The following is a 17,167-nucleotide window of genomic DNA, read 5'->3' on the forward strand; positions in this document are numbered from 1 at the left end:
TGAACTCCTTGGCGGGGCGGGGGAGATGCTGGCACGGACACAGCTCGGTAACGGGAGCCGTCACCTCTTGTGCAGTGCAATTTCACATTACTATGTTACGGGTCACACAGCGCAGCGGCCAGATCCGGCGGATCGGGCCCCCCACAGCGGAGTTGCAACATGACCAGGCGCACCCACGCCGCCCTCGCGGCGGCCCTCGCGGCGACCCTCACCCTCGGCCTCGGGGCCTGCTCCAACGACAAGAGTGACGGCGGCAGCGACGCCGCCCCCTCCGACGGCAAGGGCCCGGGCGCCGCGTCCGGCTCGGTCATCGGCGGCACCCCTGCCAAGGGCGGCACCCTCACCGTCCTGACCAACCAGGACTTCGCCCACCTCGACCCGGCCCGCAGCTGGGTGGTGCCGCACATGGACTTCGGCACCCGGCTGATCTACCGCACCCTGACCACCTTCAAGGCCGAGCCGGGCGCGGCGGGCAGCGAGATCGTCCCGGACCTCGCCACCGACCTCGGCAAGTCCTCCGACGGCGGCAAGGTGTGGACCTTCACCCTCAAGGACGGCCTCAAGTACGAGGACGGCTCGCCGATCAAGGCCGCCGACATCAAGTACAACGTCGAGCGGTCCTTCTCCCCGGACCTCACCGGCGGCCCCGACTACGCGATCCAGTACCTGGCCGGCGGCGAGAACTACAAGGGCCCGCTGAACGGCGAGCACCTGGCGAGCATCGAGACCCCGGACGACAAGACGATCGTCTTCCACCTGAAGCGCCCGGTCGCCGAGTTCTCCTCCACCGTCTCGCTGCCGACCTTCTCCCCGGTGCCGCAGTCCCAGGAGAAGGGCACCCAGTACGACGCCCGGCCGTTCTCCTCCGGCCCGTACAAGATCGAGACCTACGACCGCGGCAAGCAGCTGGTGCTGGTCCGCAACACCAACTGGGACCCGGCCACCGACACCGTCCGCAAGGCCTACCCGGACAAGGTCGTGGTCACCGAGGGCATCAAGGGCGGCCAGGCCGACGACCGGATCATCGCCAGCGACGGCGCCGACGCCAACGCGATCAACATGCCGTGGATGGCGCACGAGACCGTCGCCAAGGTGCTGCCCAAGCCCGACGTCAAGTCCCGCATGGCCGCCGAGGTCACCGGCTGTACCGACATGCTGTACATGAACACCTCCAAGGCCCCCTTCGACGACCCGAAGGTGCGCGAGGCGATGATGTGGGCGGTCGACCGCGAGGGGCAGGTGACGGCCTTCGGCGGCCCGGCGATGGCCGACGTGGCGACCTCCTACCTGCCGCCCTCGCTGACCGGCGGCGTCAAGTCCGACCCGCTGAAGGTCCCGGCGGCCGGTGACCCGGAGAAGGCCAAGAAGCTGCTCCAGGAGGCGGGCAAGAGCGACCTCAAGGTCTCGCTCACCGTCTCGCTCGGCGACAAGAGCCGTGCTGAGGCGATCCAGCAGTCGCTGTCCAAGGCCGGCGTCCAGGTCACCATCAACACCACCGACCCGTCCGCCTTCCAGGACACCGTCGGCGACATCAAGAACGCCCCCGACCTGACCATCAGCGGCTGGTGCCCCGACTACCCCTCCGGTGCGACCTTCCTGCCGTTCCAGTTCGACGGCCGCACCATCAAGGAGAAGGGCAACCAGGGCAACCTGAGCCAGTTCAAGGACCAGGCCACGATGGACCGGATGGACCAGATCGCGGCCATGACGGACGTCAACGAGGCCAACAAGGCCTGGCAGCAGCTGGACCAGGACCTGGCGAAGAAGGCCCCGGCCGTCCCGCTGATCTGGCAGCGCCGCCCCCTGCTGGTCGGCACCAACGTGGCCGGCGCCTTCGGCAACCAGGGCTACGCCGGGATGCTCGACCTGGGTGCCATCGGCCTCAAGGACCCCGCCAAGGGCAAGTGAGGGGCCGGCAGCGATGAGTACCACCACTGAGCCCGCCGCCGTGGCCGACGCCACGGCGGGGGGCGCCAAGAAGAGCGCCGGGCGCGGGCCCTGGCGGCTGGTCTGGGACCAGCTGTGGGCCAAGGGCTCGGCCCGGTTCGGGCTGATCACCGTCGGCGTGCTGATCCTGGTCACCGCGCTGGCCGGACCGCTCAGCGCCCTCGGCGGCTGGACCCCTGAGGAGTTCGACAAGCGCGCCGTCGACCCGTACCTGGGCGGCGTGCCCCGGGGCGACTTCGGCGGCATCAGCGCCCGGCACTGGCTGGGCGTCGAGCCGGGCAGCGGCCGCGACCTGTTCGCCCGGGTGCTGCACGGCGGTCAGGTGTCCCTGCTGATCGCGTTCACCGCGACCGCCGTGGTCGTGATCGCCGGCACCCTGGCCGGCATCGCGGCGGGCTACTTCGGCGGGCGCGTCGACACCCTGCTGTCCCGGCTGATGGACCTCACGATGTCCTTCCCCTCGCTGATCTTCATGATCGCGATGATGTCGGTGGCCAAGGACGTCAACCGGATCCTGCTGATCACCCTGGTGATCGGGCTGTTCACCTGGCCCGGCATCGCCCGGGTGGTGCGCGGCCAGACCCTCTCGCTCAAGCACCGCGAGTACGTCGAGGCCGCCAAGGTCGGCGGGGCGCGCTCCTGGCGCATCCTCACCCGCGAGATCCTGCCGAACGTCTCCGGCCCGATCATCGCCTACACCACCCTGCTCGTCCCCGGCATGATCGCCACCGAGGCCGCGCTCAGCTACCTCGGCGTGGGCGTCCGCCCGCCGACCGCGTCCTGGGGCCAGATGATCGCCGAGAGCATCGTGCACTACGAGACCGACCCGACCTACTTCCTGATCCCGACCGCCTTCCTGTTCGTCGCCGTGCTCGCCTTCACCCTGCTCGGCGACGCGCTGCGCGACATCCTCGACCCCCGGGGAGGCCGGTCGTGATCCTCTACCTCGGCCGCCGGCTGCTCGGCGTGGCGGGCATCCTGCTCGCCATCTGCGCCATCACCTTCACCATCTTCTACCTGCTGCCCAACGACCCGGCCGCGGCCGCCTGCGGCAAGACCTGCAGCCCCGAGCGGCTCGCCGACGTCAAGTCGGCGATGGGCCTGGACAAGCCGGTCTGGGACCAGTTCCTCGCCTACCTCGGCGGCATCTTCGCCGGCCGCGACTACGGCTCCGGCCCCAGCGCGGTGCACTGCGGCTTCCCCTGCCTCGGCTACTCCTACGAGTACGGGCTGCCGGTCTGGGACCTGCTCACCGACCGGCTGCCGGTCTCTATCTCGCTGGCCCTCGGCGCGGCCGTGCTCTGGCTGGTCCTCGGCCTCGGCGCGGGCGTCACCTCGGCGCTGCGCAAGGGCAGGCCGATCGACAAGACCCTGATGGTGCTGTCCGTCGGCACCGCCTCGCTGCCGGTCTACTTCACCTCGATCATGCTGATCTGGGGCCTGGTCAGGACGGCCGGCGTGCTGCCCTACCCCTCGTACCACAAGTTCACCGAGAACCCCTTCGAATGGGGCTCCAACCTGCTGCTGCCGTGGATCGCGCTGGCCCTGCTGTACGCGGCCATGTACGCCCGGCAGAGCCGCAACTCGATGATCGAGGCGATGGCCGAGCCGTACATCCGCACCGCCCGGGCCAAGGGCCTGCCGCCGCGGACGGTCACCGTCAAGCACGGGCTGCGCTCCGGGATGACGCCGATCCTGACCATCTTCGGCATGGACCTCGGCGGCCTGCTGGCCGGCGCGGTCATCACCGAGTCGATCTTCGGTCTGCCCGGCGTCGGCCGGCTGTTCTACGACGGGCTGGCCCGTTCCGACCAGCCCGTGATCCTCGGCGTCACCCTGCTCGCGGCCTTCTTCATCGTCGCGGCGAACCTGCTGGTCGACCTGCTCTACGCGTTCGTCGACCCGAGAGTGAGGTACTGATGACCAGGCTGTTGGAGGTCGAGGACCTCAAGGTCGCCTTCGACACCCCGCGCGGCACCGTCCGCGCGGTCGACGGGATCTCCTTCGCCGTCGAGGCCGGTCGCACCCTCGGGCTGGTCGGCGAGTCGGGCAGCGGGAAGTCCGTCACCTCGCTCGCCGTGATGGGCCTGCACCGCGGCGCCGCCGTCACCGGCTCGATCCGGCTGAACGGGCAGGAGCTGAACGGGCTCGGGGAGCGGGAGCTGGGCACCGTCCGGGGCCGCCGGATCGCGATGATCTTCCAGGACCCGCTGTCCAGCCTGCACCCCTTCTACACCGTCGGGGAGCAGATCGCCGAGCACTACCGGGTGCACTTCAAGGCCAACCGCAAGGCCGGGCGGGCCAAGGCGGTGGAGATGCTGGCCGAGGTCGGCATCCCGGAGCCGGCCCGCCGGGTCGACGAGTACCCGCACCAGTTCTCCGGCGGCATGCGCCAGCGCGTCATGATCGCCATGGCGCTCGCCTGCGAGCCCGAGCTGCTGATCGCCGACGAGCCCACCACGGCGCTCGACGTCACCGTCCAGGCGCAGATCCTCGACCTGATCGCCCGGATCCAGCAGGAGCGCGGCCTCGGCGTCGTGATGATCACCCACGACCTCGGCGTGGTCGCCCGGGTCGCCCACGAGGTGCTGGTCATGTACGGCGGCCGGGCCGCCGAACAGGCCCCGGTGGACCGGCTGTTCGCGCAGCCCGCGCACCCGTACACGCGCGGCCTGCTGGACTCGCTGCCGCGCCTGGACGACACCGACGACGCCCCGCTGCGCGCCATCCCCGGCAGCCCGCCGTCGCTGATCGCCCCCGCCCCCGGCTGCTCCTTCGCCCCGCGCTGCGCCCGCACCACCGCGGCGTCCGCCGAGGAGCACTCCCGCTGCCTGGCCGAGCGCCCCGTGCTCGACCGGCTCGCCCCCGGCCACCAGGCCGCCTGCCACCTGCCGCTGGTGCCGGAAGGGGTGCTGTGATGACCACACCGTCGACGAAGGACGCGGCCGGACCGCTGCTGTCCGTACGGGACCTGGTGAAGACCTTCCCCGGCCGGCGGAGCCGCACCGGGCGCCCCGGTGCGCCGGTCCGGGCGGTGGACGGGGTGAGCTTCGACGTCGGGGCGGGCGAGACGCTCGGCCTGGTCGGCGAGTCCGGCTGCGGCAAGTCCACCACCGGGCGGATGATCGTCCGGCTGCTCGACCCGACCTCGGGCACCGTCACCTTCGACGGCACCGAGATCGGCGGGCTCTCCCAGGCCCGGCTGCGGCCGCACCGGCGCGACCTCCAGATGGTCTTCCAGGACCCGTACTCCTCGCTCAACCCCCGGCAGACGGTGGCCCGGATCATCTCCGAGCCGCTGCTCGTCCAGGGCGAGAGCGCGGCGGCCGCGCGCAAGCGGGCCGCCGAGCTGATGGAGCTGGTCGGGCTGATCCCCGAGCACCTGGACCGCTACCCGCACGAGTTCTCCGGCGGCCAGGCCCAGCGCATCGGCATCGCCCGCTCGCTGGCCACCTCGCCGCGGCTGGTGATCGCCGACGAGCCGGTCTCCGCGCTGGACGTCTCCATCCAGGCCCAGGTGGTCAACCTGATGGAGCGGCTCCAGCAGGAGCTCGGGCTGGCGTACGTGTTCATCGCGCACGACCTCTCGGTGGTCAAGCGGGTCTGCGACCGGGTCGCGGTGATGTACCTGGGCCGGATCGTGGAGATCGGCGACAAGGCCGAGGTGTACGGCAGCCCCGCGCACCCGTACACCAGGGCGCTGCTGTCCGCCGTCCCGCTGCCCGACCCGGAGGCGGAGCGCACCCGGGAGCGGATCGTGCTGCTCGGCGACCCGCCGAGCCCGGCCGACCCGCCGCCCGGCTGCACCTTCCACCCGCGCTGCCCGAAGGCCCAGGACCTGTGCCGGACCGAGCGGCCGCTGCTGCGGATCGCCGGGCCCGGCGAGCGGCAGGCGGCCTGCCACTTCCCGGAGGTCTGAGCCGCACAAGCCCCCGGTCGGACGCGGCGGGGAACCCTGCGAGGGCCGCGTCCGGCCGGGTTCCAACCCCTTCCCCGCCCACGCGTCGACGGCGTCCCACTCGCCGATGGCATCTCACCCGTCGACGGCGCCTCACCCGTCGACGGCGTTTCACTCCTCGACGGGCAGCAGGCCCTCCTCCGGCAGCAGCCGGCGGGGGCCCGGCCCCTCGGCGGCCAGCTCGTCCCCCGGGTTGAGCACCCGGCAGCGGCGCAGCGACACGCAGCCGCAGCCGATGCAGCCGGTCAGCTCGTCCTCCAGCCGCTCCAGCTCGGCCCGGCGGGCGCGCAGCTGCTCGGCCCAGCGCCGGGAGATGCGCTCCCAGTCGTGCTTGCCGGGCATCCGGTCCTCGGGCAGGCCGGTGAAGACCTCGGCGACCTCGGAGAGCGGGATGCCGAGCCGCTTGGCGACCAGGATGAGCGAGATCCGGCGCAGCACGTGCCGCCGGTAGCGCCGCTGGTTGCCGGCCGTGCGCTCGGAGGAGATCAGCCCCTGGTCCTCGTAGAAGCGCACCGCCGAGGTGGCGATCCCGGCCCGCCGGGCCACCTCCCCGACGCTCAGCAGGTCGACCGGCGCGGTGGTCATGGCGACTCCTCGGTTCCTTCGGCTTCCTTGACTTCAAGTTCCCTTGAAGTCCTAGCGTACCGGACGTGACCGAATCATCTGCTGTAGTGACCGACACCGCCCCTGCTGAGCAGGGCAGTTACGCACCGGAGTCGCAGTCCGCCGGGGCCGCCGCCGGGTGGCGCGAACTCTTCTCCCGCCGGTACGCCGCCCCCGCCTCGATCCTGGCCGGCGGCGTCGCGCTGTACGCGATGAACCTCTACTTCACCGCCGCGCTGATGCCCTCGATCGTCGCCGACATCGGCGGCGAGCGGTACTACGCGTGGGTGGCCACCGGCTTCCTGATGGCCGCCGTGATCGCCTCGATGCTGGTCAGCCGGCTGCTGGAGCGCCTCGGCGCGGCCCGGGCCTACGTCCTGGGCTTCCTGGTCTTCGGCGCCGGCGCCGTGGTCAACGCGCTCAGCCCGTCGATGGCGGCGCTGATCCTCGGCCGGGTGGTGCAGGGCCTCGGCGGCGGGCTGGTGGCCGGGCTCGGCTACGCGGTGATCCGCAGCGCCCTGCCGGAGCGGCTGTGGACCCGCGCGGCCGGACTGGTCTCCGCGATGTGGGGCGTCGGCACCCTGGTCGGGCCGTCGCTGGGCGGGCTCTTCGCCCAGCTCGGCGCCTGGCGCGGGGCGTACGTCCTGCTGCTGGCCGCCGCGCTGGTGCTGGCGGTGCTGGCCCGCCGGGTGCTGCCCGGGCGCTCCGGCGCGGGTCGGGGCGGCGGCCCGGTGCCGCTGCCCTCGCTGCTGCTGCTCACCCTGGCGGCGGCCGTCTTCAGCGTCAGCTCGACCGTGCCGTCCGGCTGGCCGACGGCGCTCTGCCTGCTCGCCGGACTGGTGCTGCTGGTGGGCTTCACGGCGGTCGAGCGGCGCTCGGCGGCGACGGTGCTGCCGCGGCAGACCTACCGGCCCGGCAACCCCCTGAAGTGGCTCTACCTGACCGTCGCGGTGCTCTGCGCGGGCGTGGTGACGGAGAACTTCATCCCGCTGTTCGGCCAGCAGCTGGGCGGCCTCGGCCCGCTGGTGGCCGGCTTCCTCGGCGCCGCCACCTCGGCCGGCTGGACCGCCGCCCAGCTGTTCAGCGTCGGCATCGAGTCGGCCCGCGGCCGGGCCCTGGCGATCCGGGTCGCCCCGTTGGTGCTGGTCGGCGGCCTGCTGGTGTACGGGCTGTCGCAGACCGGGCACGCCTCCGGGCTCCGGGTGCTGCTCTGGGCGGTGGCGCTGTTCGCCGCCGGCACCGGGATAGGCCTGGCCTTCCCGCACCTGAGCGTGGCGGCGATGCGCAGCAGCAGCGACCCGGCCGAGGGCGGCAAGGCGGCCGCGGCGATCAACACCACCCAGCTGATCGCCTTCTCGGTGACCTCGGCGCTGGCCGGCACCCTGGTCAACCTGGGCGGGGACAGCCCGGTCGACTCGGCCCGGTACATGACCTTCGGGATCGCCGCGATCACCGTCCTGGGGGTGGTCACCGCCGCGCGCACCGCGCGCAGCCTGGGGCGCTGACCCCGGGTACCCGGCCGGCCTCGGGCGCCCAGCAGGCCCCGGGCACGCGAGCAGGCCCCGGATCCCTTTTCGTCGGGGGGATCCGGGGCCCTTCACGTACCGGTCAGGAGGCCGGGCCCACCCGGACGGTGGTGATCCTGCCGCCCTGGGACTCCCGGACGACCTCGATCTTCGTGTTGGTGTCCGGGACCTTCACCGTCAGCTGCGGCGTGGCCGGGTCGCCGTACACCCCGGTGCGGTCGTTGAAGACCGGGACGGCCGGCTTCGACGGGACGCGCACCGCCACGCCGCCCTTGTGCAGGGTGAACGCCGTGGTCGGCTTGAGCGAGAAGGTCGCGTCGTAGGTCTGCGCCCGCCCGTTGACCAGCGTCCCGTCGGCGAAGCGGATCGGCGCCGGACGGGCGTCGATCGGCAGGATCAGCCCGCCGCCGGGGTGGTCCTTGGTGTTGTTGTCACCGTACGAGGTGTCCCACAGCCAGATCAGGACGCCCTCCTGGTACGGGTAGTTGTCCACCACGTTGGCCTTGCCCGCGACGCCGCTGTAGCCGAAGTTGTACGGGCCGGTCTTCAGGAACTCGCCGTAGCCGGTGTAGCGGCGGTTCTCGGCGAGGTACGCGCGCGGGTGCTGCTTGACGGCGGTGCGGCCGTCGATGATCGTGAAGCCGCCGGCCGTCCAGCCGTTCGCGCCGTTCTCGGCGCCGTCGGCGAACAGCACGGCGGCGCCGGCGGTGGCCTTGACGGCGTCCACCAGCACGCCCCGGCCGTGGGTGTTGCCGTCCGAGGTGACGTGGAAGCGCAGCCGGACCTGCTGGCCGAGGTAGCCGTCCAGCGGGATGTGCAGCTGCTTGTAGCTGCCGGAACTGCCGCTCAGCCCGGGGGTGTTGGCGCTGGTGTTGCCGATCGGGGCGCCGTCCACGGTGCCGCCGAGGGAGGTCCAGTGCTTGCCCTGGTCGGTGGAGGCCTCGACGGTCAGGAAGTCGTAGTCCTGCTCGGTGTCGTACCAGACCGCCGCGTCCAGGGCGGCCGGGCCGGTGGCGGTGCGCAGGTCGACGTCCCGGGCCAGGGAGTTGTCGAGGTTGTCGCCGGTGTCGCTCCACCACTGCCGGCCGCCCTCGTACGGGTCGGCGAGGTCGGTGCGGGTGGTGCCGTCCGGCAGGTGGACCAGGACGGCCTGGGCCTGGTCGGTGTTGTAGCTGCTCACCCCGAGCGCGTGGGTGGAGCGGGTGGCGGCCTGCGCCTCGTCGTAGTCGAGCCAGCCGAACTGCAGCTTGCTCCAGGCGTCGAGGTCGCCGGGGTAGCCGCCGGTGGTGTTCGGACCCTTGCCCAGGTAGGAGCCGGAGGACATCAGCGACCAGAAGTTGACGCTGTTGTCACCGCCGTTGGTGGGGTACAGGTCGGGCAGGCCGAGGTTGTGGCCGAACTCGTGGGCGAACAGGCCGACGCCGCTGTTCTCGCCCGCCTGGACGTAGTCGTAGACGTACAGGCCGGTGTCGCCGACGGGGGCGCCGCCGATCTTGTTGCCCTCCGGGCCGGTCTGCCCGGTCGCGTCCGGGAAGGTCCAACTGCGGTGCGCCCACAGCGCGTCGGCGCCTTGGGCGCCGCCGCCCCAGGTCTCGTCCACGCCCGCGTGCACCACGACGACGTTGTCCAGGTAGCCGTCCGGCTGGGCGAACTCGCCGTTCTTGTCGTGGTCGTAGCGGTCGTAGACGTCGTACTGGGCGAGCTGCGCCTTGATGTCGGCGGCGGAGCGGCCCTTGGCGACCTCGCCGTCGTACCAGGCCTTCACGGCGTCCCGGATGAACTCCTGGCCCTGGGTCCAGGCGCCGGAGCCCTGCGGGCCCTTGTTGCTGCCGTAGCGGGCCTCGTTGTACGGGACGGTGACCCAGTCGCTGACGGTGCCCTCGACGTCGTACCGGCCGGAGGACTGGGTGCGGTAGTAGTTGCGCATCGACACCGCGCCGGGCGTGTCGTCGAAGAACATCTTCTGGTAGTAGCCGCGGTCGAAGTCCTGCGACCACAGGGTGTGGTTGTCGTCCTTGCCCGGCTTGGGGATCTGGTTGTGGGCCGGGCCGGGGGTGCCGCCGTAGCGGGGCTGGCCGTTCCACTGGGTGGTGTTGTCGACCTGGTCGCCGAACTGGGCGAGGATCACGAAGACCTTGTCCGTGCGCTGGTGCGCGAGCTGGACGTAGTCGTTGCCGACCTTCACCTTCGCCGGGGCCCGCTTGCCGGCGGCCTTGGCGACGGTGCCCTTGTTGAGCTGTTCCAGCGCCTTGCCGCGCAGCGCCTGGCGCTCGCGCTCCTGGGGCGCGAGCGGGGCCGGCGGGGCCTCGGCGCCCTGTTGGGCGTCGGCGGACGCGGCGGCGAGGGTGGCGGGGGTCGGGGGTGCGGCCTGGGCGGGGGTGCCCAGCAGGGTGGCCGCTATCGCACTCGTGGTGAGTGCGGCGGCGAGGGCCGCGGACAGTCTGCGCAACTGACCGGTCCTTTCCGGGGGATGGGGGTGCCTCGGTCATCGGTAGGTGAAGCGCAGGTAATATTTCACATGTCACGGGTTACGTGAAAGAGGTGTGCGGCAAGCGGAAGGGCGCCGCACCCGGGGGTGCGACGCCCTTCGACTGCCGGGCCGTCACCCGGCGGCCCCGACGCTGCTGCGGATCAGCCCAAGGAGGCCCGCAGGAAGGCGAGTTCGGCCTGCGCCAGCTGCTCCAGCAGCCCGCCCGGGGTCATGTGGGTGGCGCCGGGCAGCGGCAGCACGTTGTGCGGGCGGCCGGCCCGGGTGAGCGCCTGGGAGAGCAGCAGGGTGTGCGAGGGGTGGACGTTGTCGTCGGCCAGCCCGTGGATCAGCAGCAGCGGCCTGCTCAGGCCGGGCGCGTCGGGGAGCAGGCAGTCGTCGGCGTAGCCCTCCGGGTTCTCCTGCGGCAGGCCGAGGTAGCGCTCGGTGTACGCGGTGTCGTAGAGCCGGAAGTCGGTGGGCGGGGCGCCCGCGCAGGCGGCGTGGAAGACGTCCGGGCGGCGCAGCACGGCGAGCGCCGCGAAGTAGCCGCCGTACGACCAGCCGCGCACGCCGACCCGGCCGAGGTCGAGGTCCGGGTGCCGCTCGGCGAGCGCGTGCAGCGCGTCGACCTGGTTGTCCAGCGCCACCTGGGACATCCGCCGGAAGATGGTGCGGGAGAAGTCCGGGGAGACGAACGGGGTGCCGCCGTTGTCGACGGTGACCACCGCGAAGCCCTGGTCGGCCCACCACTGCTTGAGCTGCCAGCGGCGCGGCTCGGCGGCCACCGCCTGGTAGCCGGGCCCGCCGTAGACGTCCAGCAGGACGGGCAGCCGGGTGCCGGGGACGTGGCCGCGCGGGTACACCACGGCGCTGGGCAGGGCGCGTTCGGTGACCCGGGCGAGCCGCGGCTCCACCCGGTGGGGCAGCGGCTCGCTGAGGTCGGTGAGCGCCAGCTCGTGGCCGTCGCGGCTGATGACGCGCCGGAAGCCGTCGGCGGTGGCCGAGGTGAGCAGCAGGGTGTCGGCGGCGGCGAGCGCCGAGTGCAGGCCGGGGCCGGAGGCGAGCGGCTCGGGTGCGCCGCCGTCCGGGTCGACCAGGTGGACGTACTGGTCGAACGGGTCGCCCTCGCCGGTCTCGCAGAGCAGTCGGCCGTGCAGCCGGCCGACGACCCGGCGGATCTGCAGGCCGGTGGTGTCCAGCGGCTTGCCGTCGAGCGCGAGGCCGCGGGCCTGCGGGGTGTCGTGGACGGTGAGCAGTCGGCCGTCGGCCAGCCGGGCGGGGGTGCCGGGCAGGTCGTCCACCCAGAACTCGTCGGTGGTGCGGGAGAGTTCGGCGGTGTCACCGGTGGCCGGGTCGGCGCTCAGCAGCAGCACGTTCTGCTGCAGGCGGTCGGCGACGGTGAGCAGCACCTCCTCGGTGGAGGCCCAAAAGGCGGCGCAGAGGTACGGGAACTCCTCGGTGTCCCAGCGCAGTCGGACCCGGGTGCCGTCGAGGCCGAGCACCCAGAGCTGGACGTCCGCGTTGGGGCCGCCGGCCTGCGGGTAGGCGAAGTCCTCGGGGGCCTCGCCGGGGTGCGCCGGGTCGGCGAAGTACCGTCGGGGGACGGCGGATTCGTCGACCCGGGCGGCCAGCAGCGCGCCGCCGTCCGGGCGCCACCAGTGGCCCCGGTGGCGGCCGAGCTCCTCGGCGGCGGCGAACTCGGCGACGCCCCAGCGGGCGCCGTCGGCGGGGGAGAGCGGTTCGAGGCCGGGGGTGACGTACAGGGCGTCCTCGGCGACGTAGGCGACGCGCTGTCCGGTGGCGTCCGGCCGGGGGTCGAACGCGGGCCCGGCGACCGGGAGTTCGTCGCTGGTGCCGGCGGTGGTGTCGGTGCGGAACAGCCGGCCGTCCAGGGTGAAGACGGCGGTGGCGAGGTCGGCGGTGGCGGCGTACGTGCCGATCCCGGCGGCGACCAGCCGGCTGCGCTCGCGCAGGCGGCGCTCGACCACGGGCAGGTCGTCGCGCCGGCCGGTGCGGCCGGGCAGCAGCGCGGCCGGGTCGGCGACCAGCCGCTCCTCGCCGGTGGCGGTGTCGAGCAGGTGGAGGCGGTCGACCGGATCCTCCGGACCGCTGGAGCGGAGGAGCAGCAGCCGGGTACCGTCCTCGGCGAAGGTGTACGCACGCGGCGCGCCGAAGGTGAACCGACCGGTACGGGCGCTGAGGGCAAGGAAGGCGTCGGTGATGGTCACGGCCCGATGGTGGTCGCGCGGTGTGTGTCCCGACCAGTAGTCTGTCATGTGAAATGTCACACACCAGTGTGCGCCAGTGAGCGGAGGAAACCGTGATCGAGGACCTGCGGACCGTCGAACCCCCGGCGCCACTGCCCGCCGCCGACGGGCTGTTCAGCGTGTCGCCGCGGACCGCGCACCTGAACCACGGCTCCTTCGGCGCCGTGCCCGTCCCCGTCCAGCGGGCGCAGGACCGGCTGCGCACCGAGCACGAGCAGGACCCGGACGGCTTCTTCGCCGACCTCCCGGCCCGGATCGCCGCCGCCCGCGCCCTGATCGCCGCCGAACTCGACACCGACCCGGACCGGCTCGCGCTCGTCTCCAACGTCACCGAGGCGGTCGCGATCGCCCTCGACAGCATCCCGTTCGCGCCCGGCGACCGGATCCTGGTCACCGACCACGGCTACGGCGCGGTGACCCAGGCCGCCGCCCGCAAGGCCGCCGAGACCGGCGCCGAACTCGTGGTGGCCCCCGTCCCGCTGGACGCCCCCGACGAGCAGGCCGTCCGGGAGGCGGTGCTCGCCGCCGTGGACGGCCGCACCACCGTCGCCGTCCTGGACCAGCTCACCTCGCCCACCGCCCGCCTGGTCGCCGGCCCCGCCCTGCTCGCCGACCTGCGCGCCCGCGGCGTGACCACCGTGGTGGACGGCGCCCACGCCCCCGGCATGCTGCCCGCCCCGATCGACCCGAACGCCGACTTCTGGTTCGGCAACCTGCACAAGTGGGCCTTCGCCCCGCGCGCCACCGGGGTGCTCGCCGTCCGCCCCGAGTGGACCGGCCGGGTGCGCCCGCTGGCGCTGTCCTGGGAGCACGACAAGGGCTTCCCGGGCAACGTCGAGTGGCGCGGCACCTGCGACTACACGCCCTGGCTGGCCGCCCCGGCCGGCTTCGAGCTGCTGCGCGGCCTCGGCCACCCGGCGGTGGCCGCCCACAACACCGCCCTCGCCGCGTACGGCCGCCATGCGCTGACCGAGCGGGCCGGCCTGGCGCCGCTGCCCGCGACGCCCGGGGTGTGGATGCGCACCGTCCGGCTGCCGGCCGGGTACGGCGAGACCGAGCCGCAGGTGAAGGCGCTGATGGCCGAGGTGTGGCACCGGTTCGGCACCCGGATCGCCGTCCGCCCCTGGGCCGGCGGCGGGGTGCTGCGGGTCAGCGCGCAGCTGTACAACCGGCCGGAGGAGTACGAGCGGCTGGCGGACGGGCTGGCGGAGCTGCTGAAGGGCTAGGCACGGCGGTCCTCCCGGGTCGTGGTGGCCGGGACGACGACGGTAGGGAGCCGTCACCGGCCTCCACCAGGAATGACCGGAGACGATCGGGGCTGACTCCGTCCCGATCACTTGAAGACATTTGCAACTATGGATCTGAGAGGGAACTGATCCCGGGAGTGTGCCGAGGGAGTGAATCCGTCGCACGGAAAAACGGTGCTATCGATGTCAGTCCACCCGGGTAACCTCTCGCTGAGATGCGAGATCACACCAATCACACCCGGACGGCGATGAACACCCCCGATCCAGAGCCCCAGGACGACCAGGAGCTCAGCCCCGCCGAGGCGTACGCGGCCAGCCGTCGCCGGGCGCAGGAGCAGGCCACCGCCCTGTACGGCTTCCAGCAGCTGTACGACTTCCCGCTGGACGACTTCCAGCTGGAGGCCTGCGAGACGCTGGAGGCCGGCTCCGGCGTCCTCGTCGCCGCCCCCACCGGCTCCGGGAAGACGATCGTCGGTGAGTTCGCCGTGCACCTGGCCCTGGCCGCGGGCCGCAAGTGCTTCTACACCACGCCGATCAAGGCGCTCTCCAACCAGAAGTACGGCGACCTGGTCAAGCGCTACGGGGCCGCCAAGGTCGGCCTGCTCACCGGCGACAACACCGTCAACGGCGACGCACCCGTGGTGGTGATGACCACCGAGGTGCTGCGCAACATGCTCTACGCGGGCTCCAGCACCCTCGACGGCCTCGGCTACGTCGTGATGGACGAGGTGCACTACCTCGCCGACCGCTTCCGCGGCGCCGTCTGGGAGGAGGTCATCATCCACCTCCCCGAGTCGGTCACCCTCGTCTCGCTCTCCGCGACCGTCTCCAACGCCGAGGAGTTCGGCGACTGGCTGGACACCGTGCGCGGCGGCACCAAGGTGATCGTCTCCGAGACCCGCCCCGTGCCGCTGTGGCAGCACGTGATGGCCGGCAACCGGATGTACGACCTGTTCGCCGACCCGGACCGCGACGGCCGCCCCAAGCACAGCCTGAAGAACCCCGGCAAGGCCGTCAACCCCGAACTGGTCCGGCTCGCCCGCTCCGAACTCGACCGCAACCCGCGCGACCGCTTCGGCCGCGGCCGGGGCCGCTCGATGCCCAACGGCCGTCCCGGCCGGGTCTGGACGCCGGGCCGGGTGGACGTCATCGACCGGCTCGACGCCGAGGGCCTGCTGCCCGCGATCACCTTCATCTTCAGCCGGGCCGGCTGCGAGGCCGCCGTCCAGCAGTGCCTCAGCTCCGGCCTGCGGCTCAACAAGGACTCCGACCGCGCCCTCGTCCGGGCGTTCGTCGAGGAGCGCTGCGCCGACATCCCCGACGAGGACCTGCACGTCCTCGGCTACTTCGAGTGGCTGGACGGGCTGGAGCGCGGCATCGCCGCCCACCACGCCGGGATGCTGCCCCGGTTCAAGGAGGTGGTCGAGGAGCTCTTCGTGAAGGGCCTGGTCAAGGCCGTCTTCGCGACCGAGACCCTGGCGCTCGGCATCAACATGCCCGCCCGCTCGGTGGTCATGGAGAAGCTGGTCAAGTGGAACGGCGAGACCCACGCCGACATCACCCCCGGCGAGTACACCCAGCTCACCGGCCGGGCCGGGCGGCGCGGCATCGACATCGAGGGCCACGCCGTGGTCCTCTGGCAGCGCGGCCTCGACCCGGAGGCGCTGGCCGGCCTGGCCGGCACCCGCACCTACCCGCTGAAGTCCTCGTTCCGGCCCTCGTACAACATGGCCGTCAACCTGGTCTCCCAGTTCGGCCGGCACCGCTCGCGCGAGCTGCTGGAGACGTCCTTCGCCCAGTTCCAGGCGGACCGCTCGGTGGTCGGCATCGCCCGCCAGGTCCAGCGCAACGAGGAGGGGCTGGAGGGCTACCGCGAGTCGATGACCTGCCACCTCGGCGACTTCGACGCGTACATGGAGCTGCGCCGCAAGCTCAAGGACCGCGAGAACGAGATGGCCCGCGAGGGCAGCAGCCAGCGCCGCGCGGCCGCCGTCGAGTCCATCGAGCAGCTCAAGCCGGGCGACGTCATCCACGTGCCCACCGGCAAGTTCGCCGGCCTCGCCCTGGTCCTCGACCCGGGCCTGCCGCCGGTCAACCGCTCCGGCCGGGGCGGCCCGCGCCACCCCGACTACCAGGACGGCCCGCGCCCGGTGGTGCTCACCGCCGAGCGGCAGGTCAAGCGGCTCGCCATGATCGACTTCCCGCACCCGGTCGTCGCCGTCGACCGGCTGCGCATCCCCAAGTCCTTCAACCCGCGCAGCCCGCAGTCCCGGCGCGACCTCGCCTCGGCGCTGCGCACCAAGGCCGGCCACCTGGAGCCCGAGCGGTTCCGGCGCGGCCGCGCGGCCGCCGCCGACGACCCGGAGATCACCCGGCTGCGCACCGAACTGCGCCAGCACCCCTGCCACGGCTGCTCCGACCGCGAGGACCACGCCCGCTGGGCCGAGCGCTACCACCGGCTGCACCGCGACACCGAACTGCTGGAACGCCGGATGCGCTCGCGCACCCACACCATCGCCCGCACCTTCGACCGGGTCTGCGGGCTGCTCACCGACCTCGGCTACCTCAGCGGGGACACCGTCACCGACGACGGCAAGCGGCTCGGCCGGCTCTACGGCGAACTCGACCTGCTCGCCTCCGAGTGCATCCGCGAAGGCGTCTGGAGCGGCCTGGCCGCCGCCGAACTCGCCGCCTGCGCCTCGGCGCTGGTGTACGAGGCCCGCCAGGCCGACGACGCCGGCGCCCCCCGGGTGCCGGAGGGCGCGGCCAAGGAGGCGCTCGGCAAGATGGTCCGGATCTGGGGCCACCTCGACGCTCTGGAGGAGCAGCACCGGATCAACACCGCCGAGGGCGTCGGCCAGCGCGAGCCCGACCTGGGCTTCGCCTGGGTCGCCTACCGCTGGGCGCTCGGCCACAACCTCGACCAGGTCCTGCGCGACGCCGACATGCCGGCCGGCGACTTCGTCCGCTGGACCAAGCAGCTGATCGACGTCCTGGGCCAGATCCAGGACGCCGCCGGCGAGGACGTCGAACTCCGCAAGACCGCCCGCAAGGCCGTCGACGGCCTCCGCCGCGGCATCATCGCCTACTCCTCCGTCGGCTGACCGCAGCACCCCCGCAAGGGCCCGCCCGCTCACCCACCCGAGCGC

Annotated in this window: 11 protein-coding genes; 8 read left to right on the plus strand and 3 right to left on the minus strand. The window is 72.7% G+C overall.

Annotated features, from left to right (window positions below):
- The first annotated feature begins 159 nt into the window (after nt 1–159).
- Genes ACFCY1_RS24510 through ACFCY1_RS24530 form a run of 5 tightly spaced genes read left to right on the plus strand, consistent with a single transcriptional unit; the run spans nt 160 to nt 5,866 of the window.
- Nucleotides 160–1,908 carry an ABC transporter substrate-binding protein gene (locus ACFCY1_RS24510; protein WP_049651592.1) on the plus strand — a complete coding sequence of 583 codons (1,749 nt, stop codon included), beginning with the start codon at nt 160–162 and terminating at the stop codon, nt 1,906–1,908.
- Nucleotides 1,909–1,921: 13 nt separating this feature from the next.
- Entirely contained in the window at nt 1,922–2,884 is a 963-nt protein-coding gene (locus ACFCY1_RS24515; protein ID WP_074002328.1) for an ABC transporter permease, read from the plus strand.
- Nucleotides 2,881–3,867, plus strand: a complete 987-nt coding sequence (locus tag ACFCY1_RS24520) for an ABC transporter permease (RefSeq protein WP_049651590.1) — start codon at nt 2,881–2,883, stop codon at nt 3,865–3,867. The genes ACFCY1_RS24515 and ACFCY1_RS24520 overlap by 4 nt, the downstream gene beginning before the upstream one ends.
- On the plus strand, nt 3,867–4,865 hold the full coding sequence (locus tag ACFCY1_RS24525) for an ABC transporter ATP-binding protein (RefSeq protein ID WP_049651589.1): 999 nt from the start codon (nt 3,867–3,869) through the stop codon (nt 4,863–4,865). Before ACFCY1_RS24520 ends, ACFCY1_RS24525 begins: the two co-directional genes overlap by 1 nt.
- Nucleotides 4,865–5,866, plus strand: coding sequence for an ABC transporter ATP-binding protein (locus ACFCY1_RS24530; protein WP_049651588.1), 1,002 nt, complete (start codon nt 4,865–4,867; stop codon nt 5,864–5,866). Before ACFCY1_RS24525 ends, ACFCY1_RS24530 begins: the two co-directional genes overlap by 1 nt.
- Before the next feature lie 150 nt (nt 5,867–6,016).
- Here the strand turns inward: ACFCY1_RS24530 and soxR are convergent, their stop codons facing one another.
- Nucleotides 6,017–6,490, minus strand: a complete 474-nt coding sequence (gene soxR / locus ACFCY1_RS24535; RefSeq protein ID WP_049651587.1) for a redox-sensitive transcriptional activator SoxR — start codon at nt 6,488–6,490, stop codon at nt 6,017–6,019.
- Between the two features lie 65 nt (nt 6,491–6,555).
- Between soxR and ACFCY1_RS24540 the strand changes: the two genes are divergently transcribed.
- On the plus strand, nt 6,556–8,013 hold the full coding sequence (locus tag ACFCY1_RS24540) for an MFS transporter (protein WP_375876050.1): 1,458 nt from the start codon (nt 6,556–6,558) through the stop codon (nt 8,011–8,013).
- A 103-nt stretch (nt 8,014–8,116) separates the two neighbouring features.
- Here the strand turns inward: ACFCY1_RS24540 and ACFCY1_RS24545 are convergent, their stop codons facing one another.
- Both ACFCY1_RS24545 and ACFCY1_RS24550 read right to left on the minus strand, forming a co-directional pair.
- Entirely contained in the window at nt 8,117–10,483 is a 2,367-nt protein-coding gene (locus ACFCY1_RS24545; RefSeq protein WP_375876051.1) for an immune inhibitor A domain-containing protein, read from the minus strand.
- 182 nt (nt 10,484–10,665) lie between these two features.
- Nucleotides 10,666–12,732, minus strand: a complete 2,067-nt coding sequence (locus ACFCY1_RS24550; RefSeq protein ID WP_375876052.1) for a prolyl oligopeptidase family serine peptidase — start codon at nt 12,730–12,732, stop codon at nt 10,666–10,668.
- Nucleotides 12,733–12,824: 92 nt separating this feature from the next.
- On the opposite strand from ACFCY1_RS24550, the gene ACFCY1_RS24555 reads away from it, so the two are divergent.
- Both ACFCY1_RS24555 and ACFCY1_RS24560 read left to right on the plus strand, forming a co-directional pair.
- Complete coding sequence (locus tag ACFCY1_RS24555) at nt 12,825–13,997, plus strand: aminotransferase class V-fold PLP-dependent enzyme (protein ID WP_241852864.1); 1,173 nt, start codon at nt 12,825–12,827, stop codon at nt 13,995–13,997.
- A 269-nt stretch (nt 13,998–14,266) separates the two neighbouring features.
- Nucleotides 14,267–17,122 (plus strand): DEAD/DEAH box helicase, encoded by a 2,856-nt coding sequence (locus ACFCY1_RS24560; protein ID WP_375876071.1) that lies wholly within the window; start codon nt 14,267–14,269, stop codon nt 17,120–17,122.
- Nucleotides 17,123–17,167: the final 45 nt, after the last annotated feature.

The sequence above is a fragment of the Kitasatospora sp. NPDC056273 genome, from assembly GCF_042268845.1.
Taxonomy (GTDB): Bacteria; Actinomycetota; Actinomycetes; order Streptomycetales; family Streptomycetaceae; genus Kitasatospora.

Bases quoted from the DNA above. Each gene is read 5' to 3' on its own strand.
- ACFCY1_RS24510 (WP_049651592.1), top strand. From the start codon at position 160: ATGACCAGGCGCACCCACGCCGCCCTCGCGGCGGCCCTCGCGGCGACC.
- ACFCY1_RS24515 (WP_074002328.1), top strand. From the start codon at position 1,922: ATGAGTACCACCACTGAGCCCGCCGCCGTGGCCGACGCCACGGCGGGG.
- ACFCY1_RS24525 (WP_049651589.1), top strand. From the start codon at position 3,867: ATGACCAGGCTGTTGGAGGTCGAGGACCTCAAGGTCGCCTTCGACACC.
- ACFCY1_RS24530 (WP_049651588.1), top strand. From the start codon at position 4,865: ATGACCACACCGTCGACGAAGGACGCGGCCGGACCGCTGCTGTCCGTA.
- soxR (WP_049651587.1), bottom strand. From the start codon at position 6,490: ATGACCACCGCGCCGGTCGACCTGCTGAGCGTCGGGGAGGTGGCCCGG.
- ACFCY1_RS24560 (WP_375876071.1), top strand. From the start codon at position 14,267: ATGAACACCCCCGATCCAGAGCCCCAGGACGACCAGGAGCTCAGCCCC.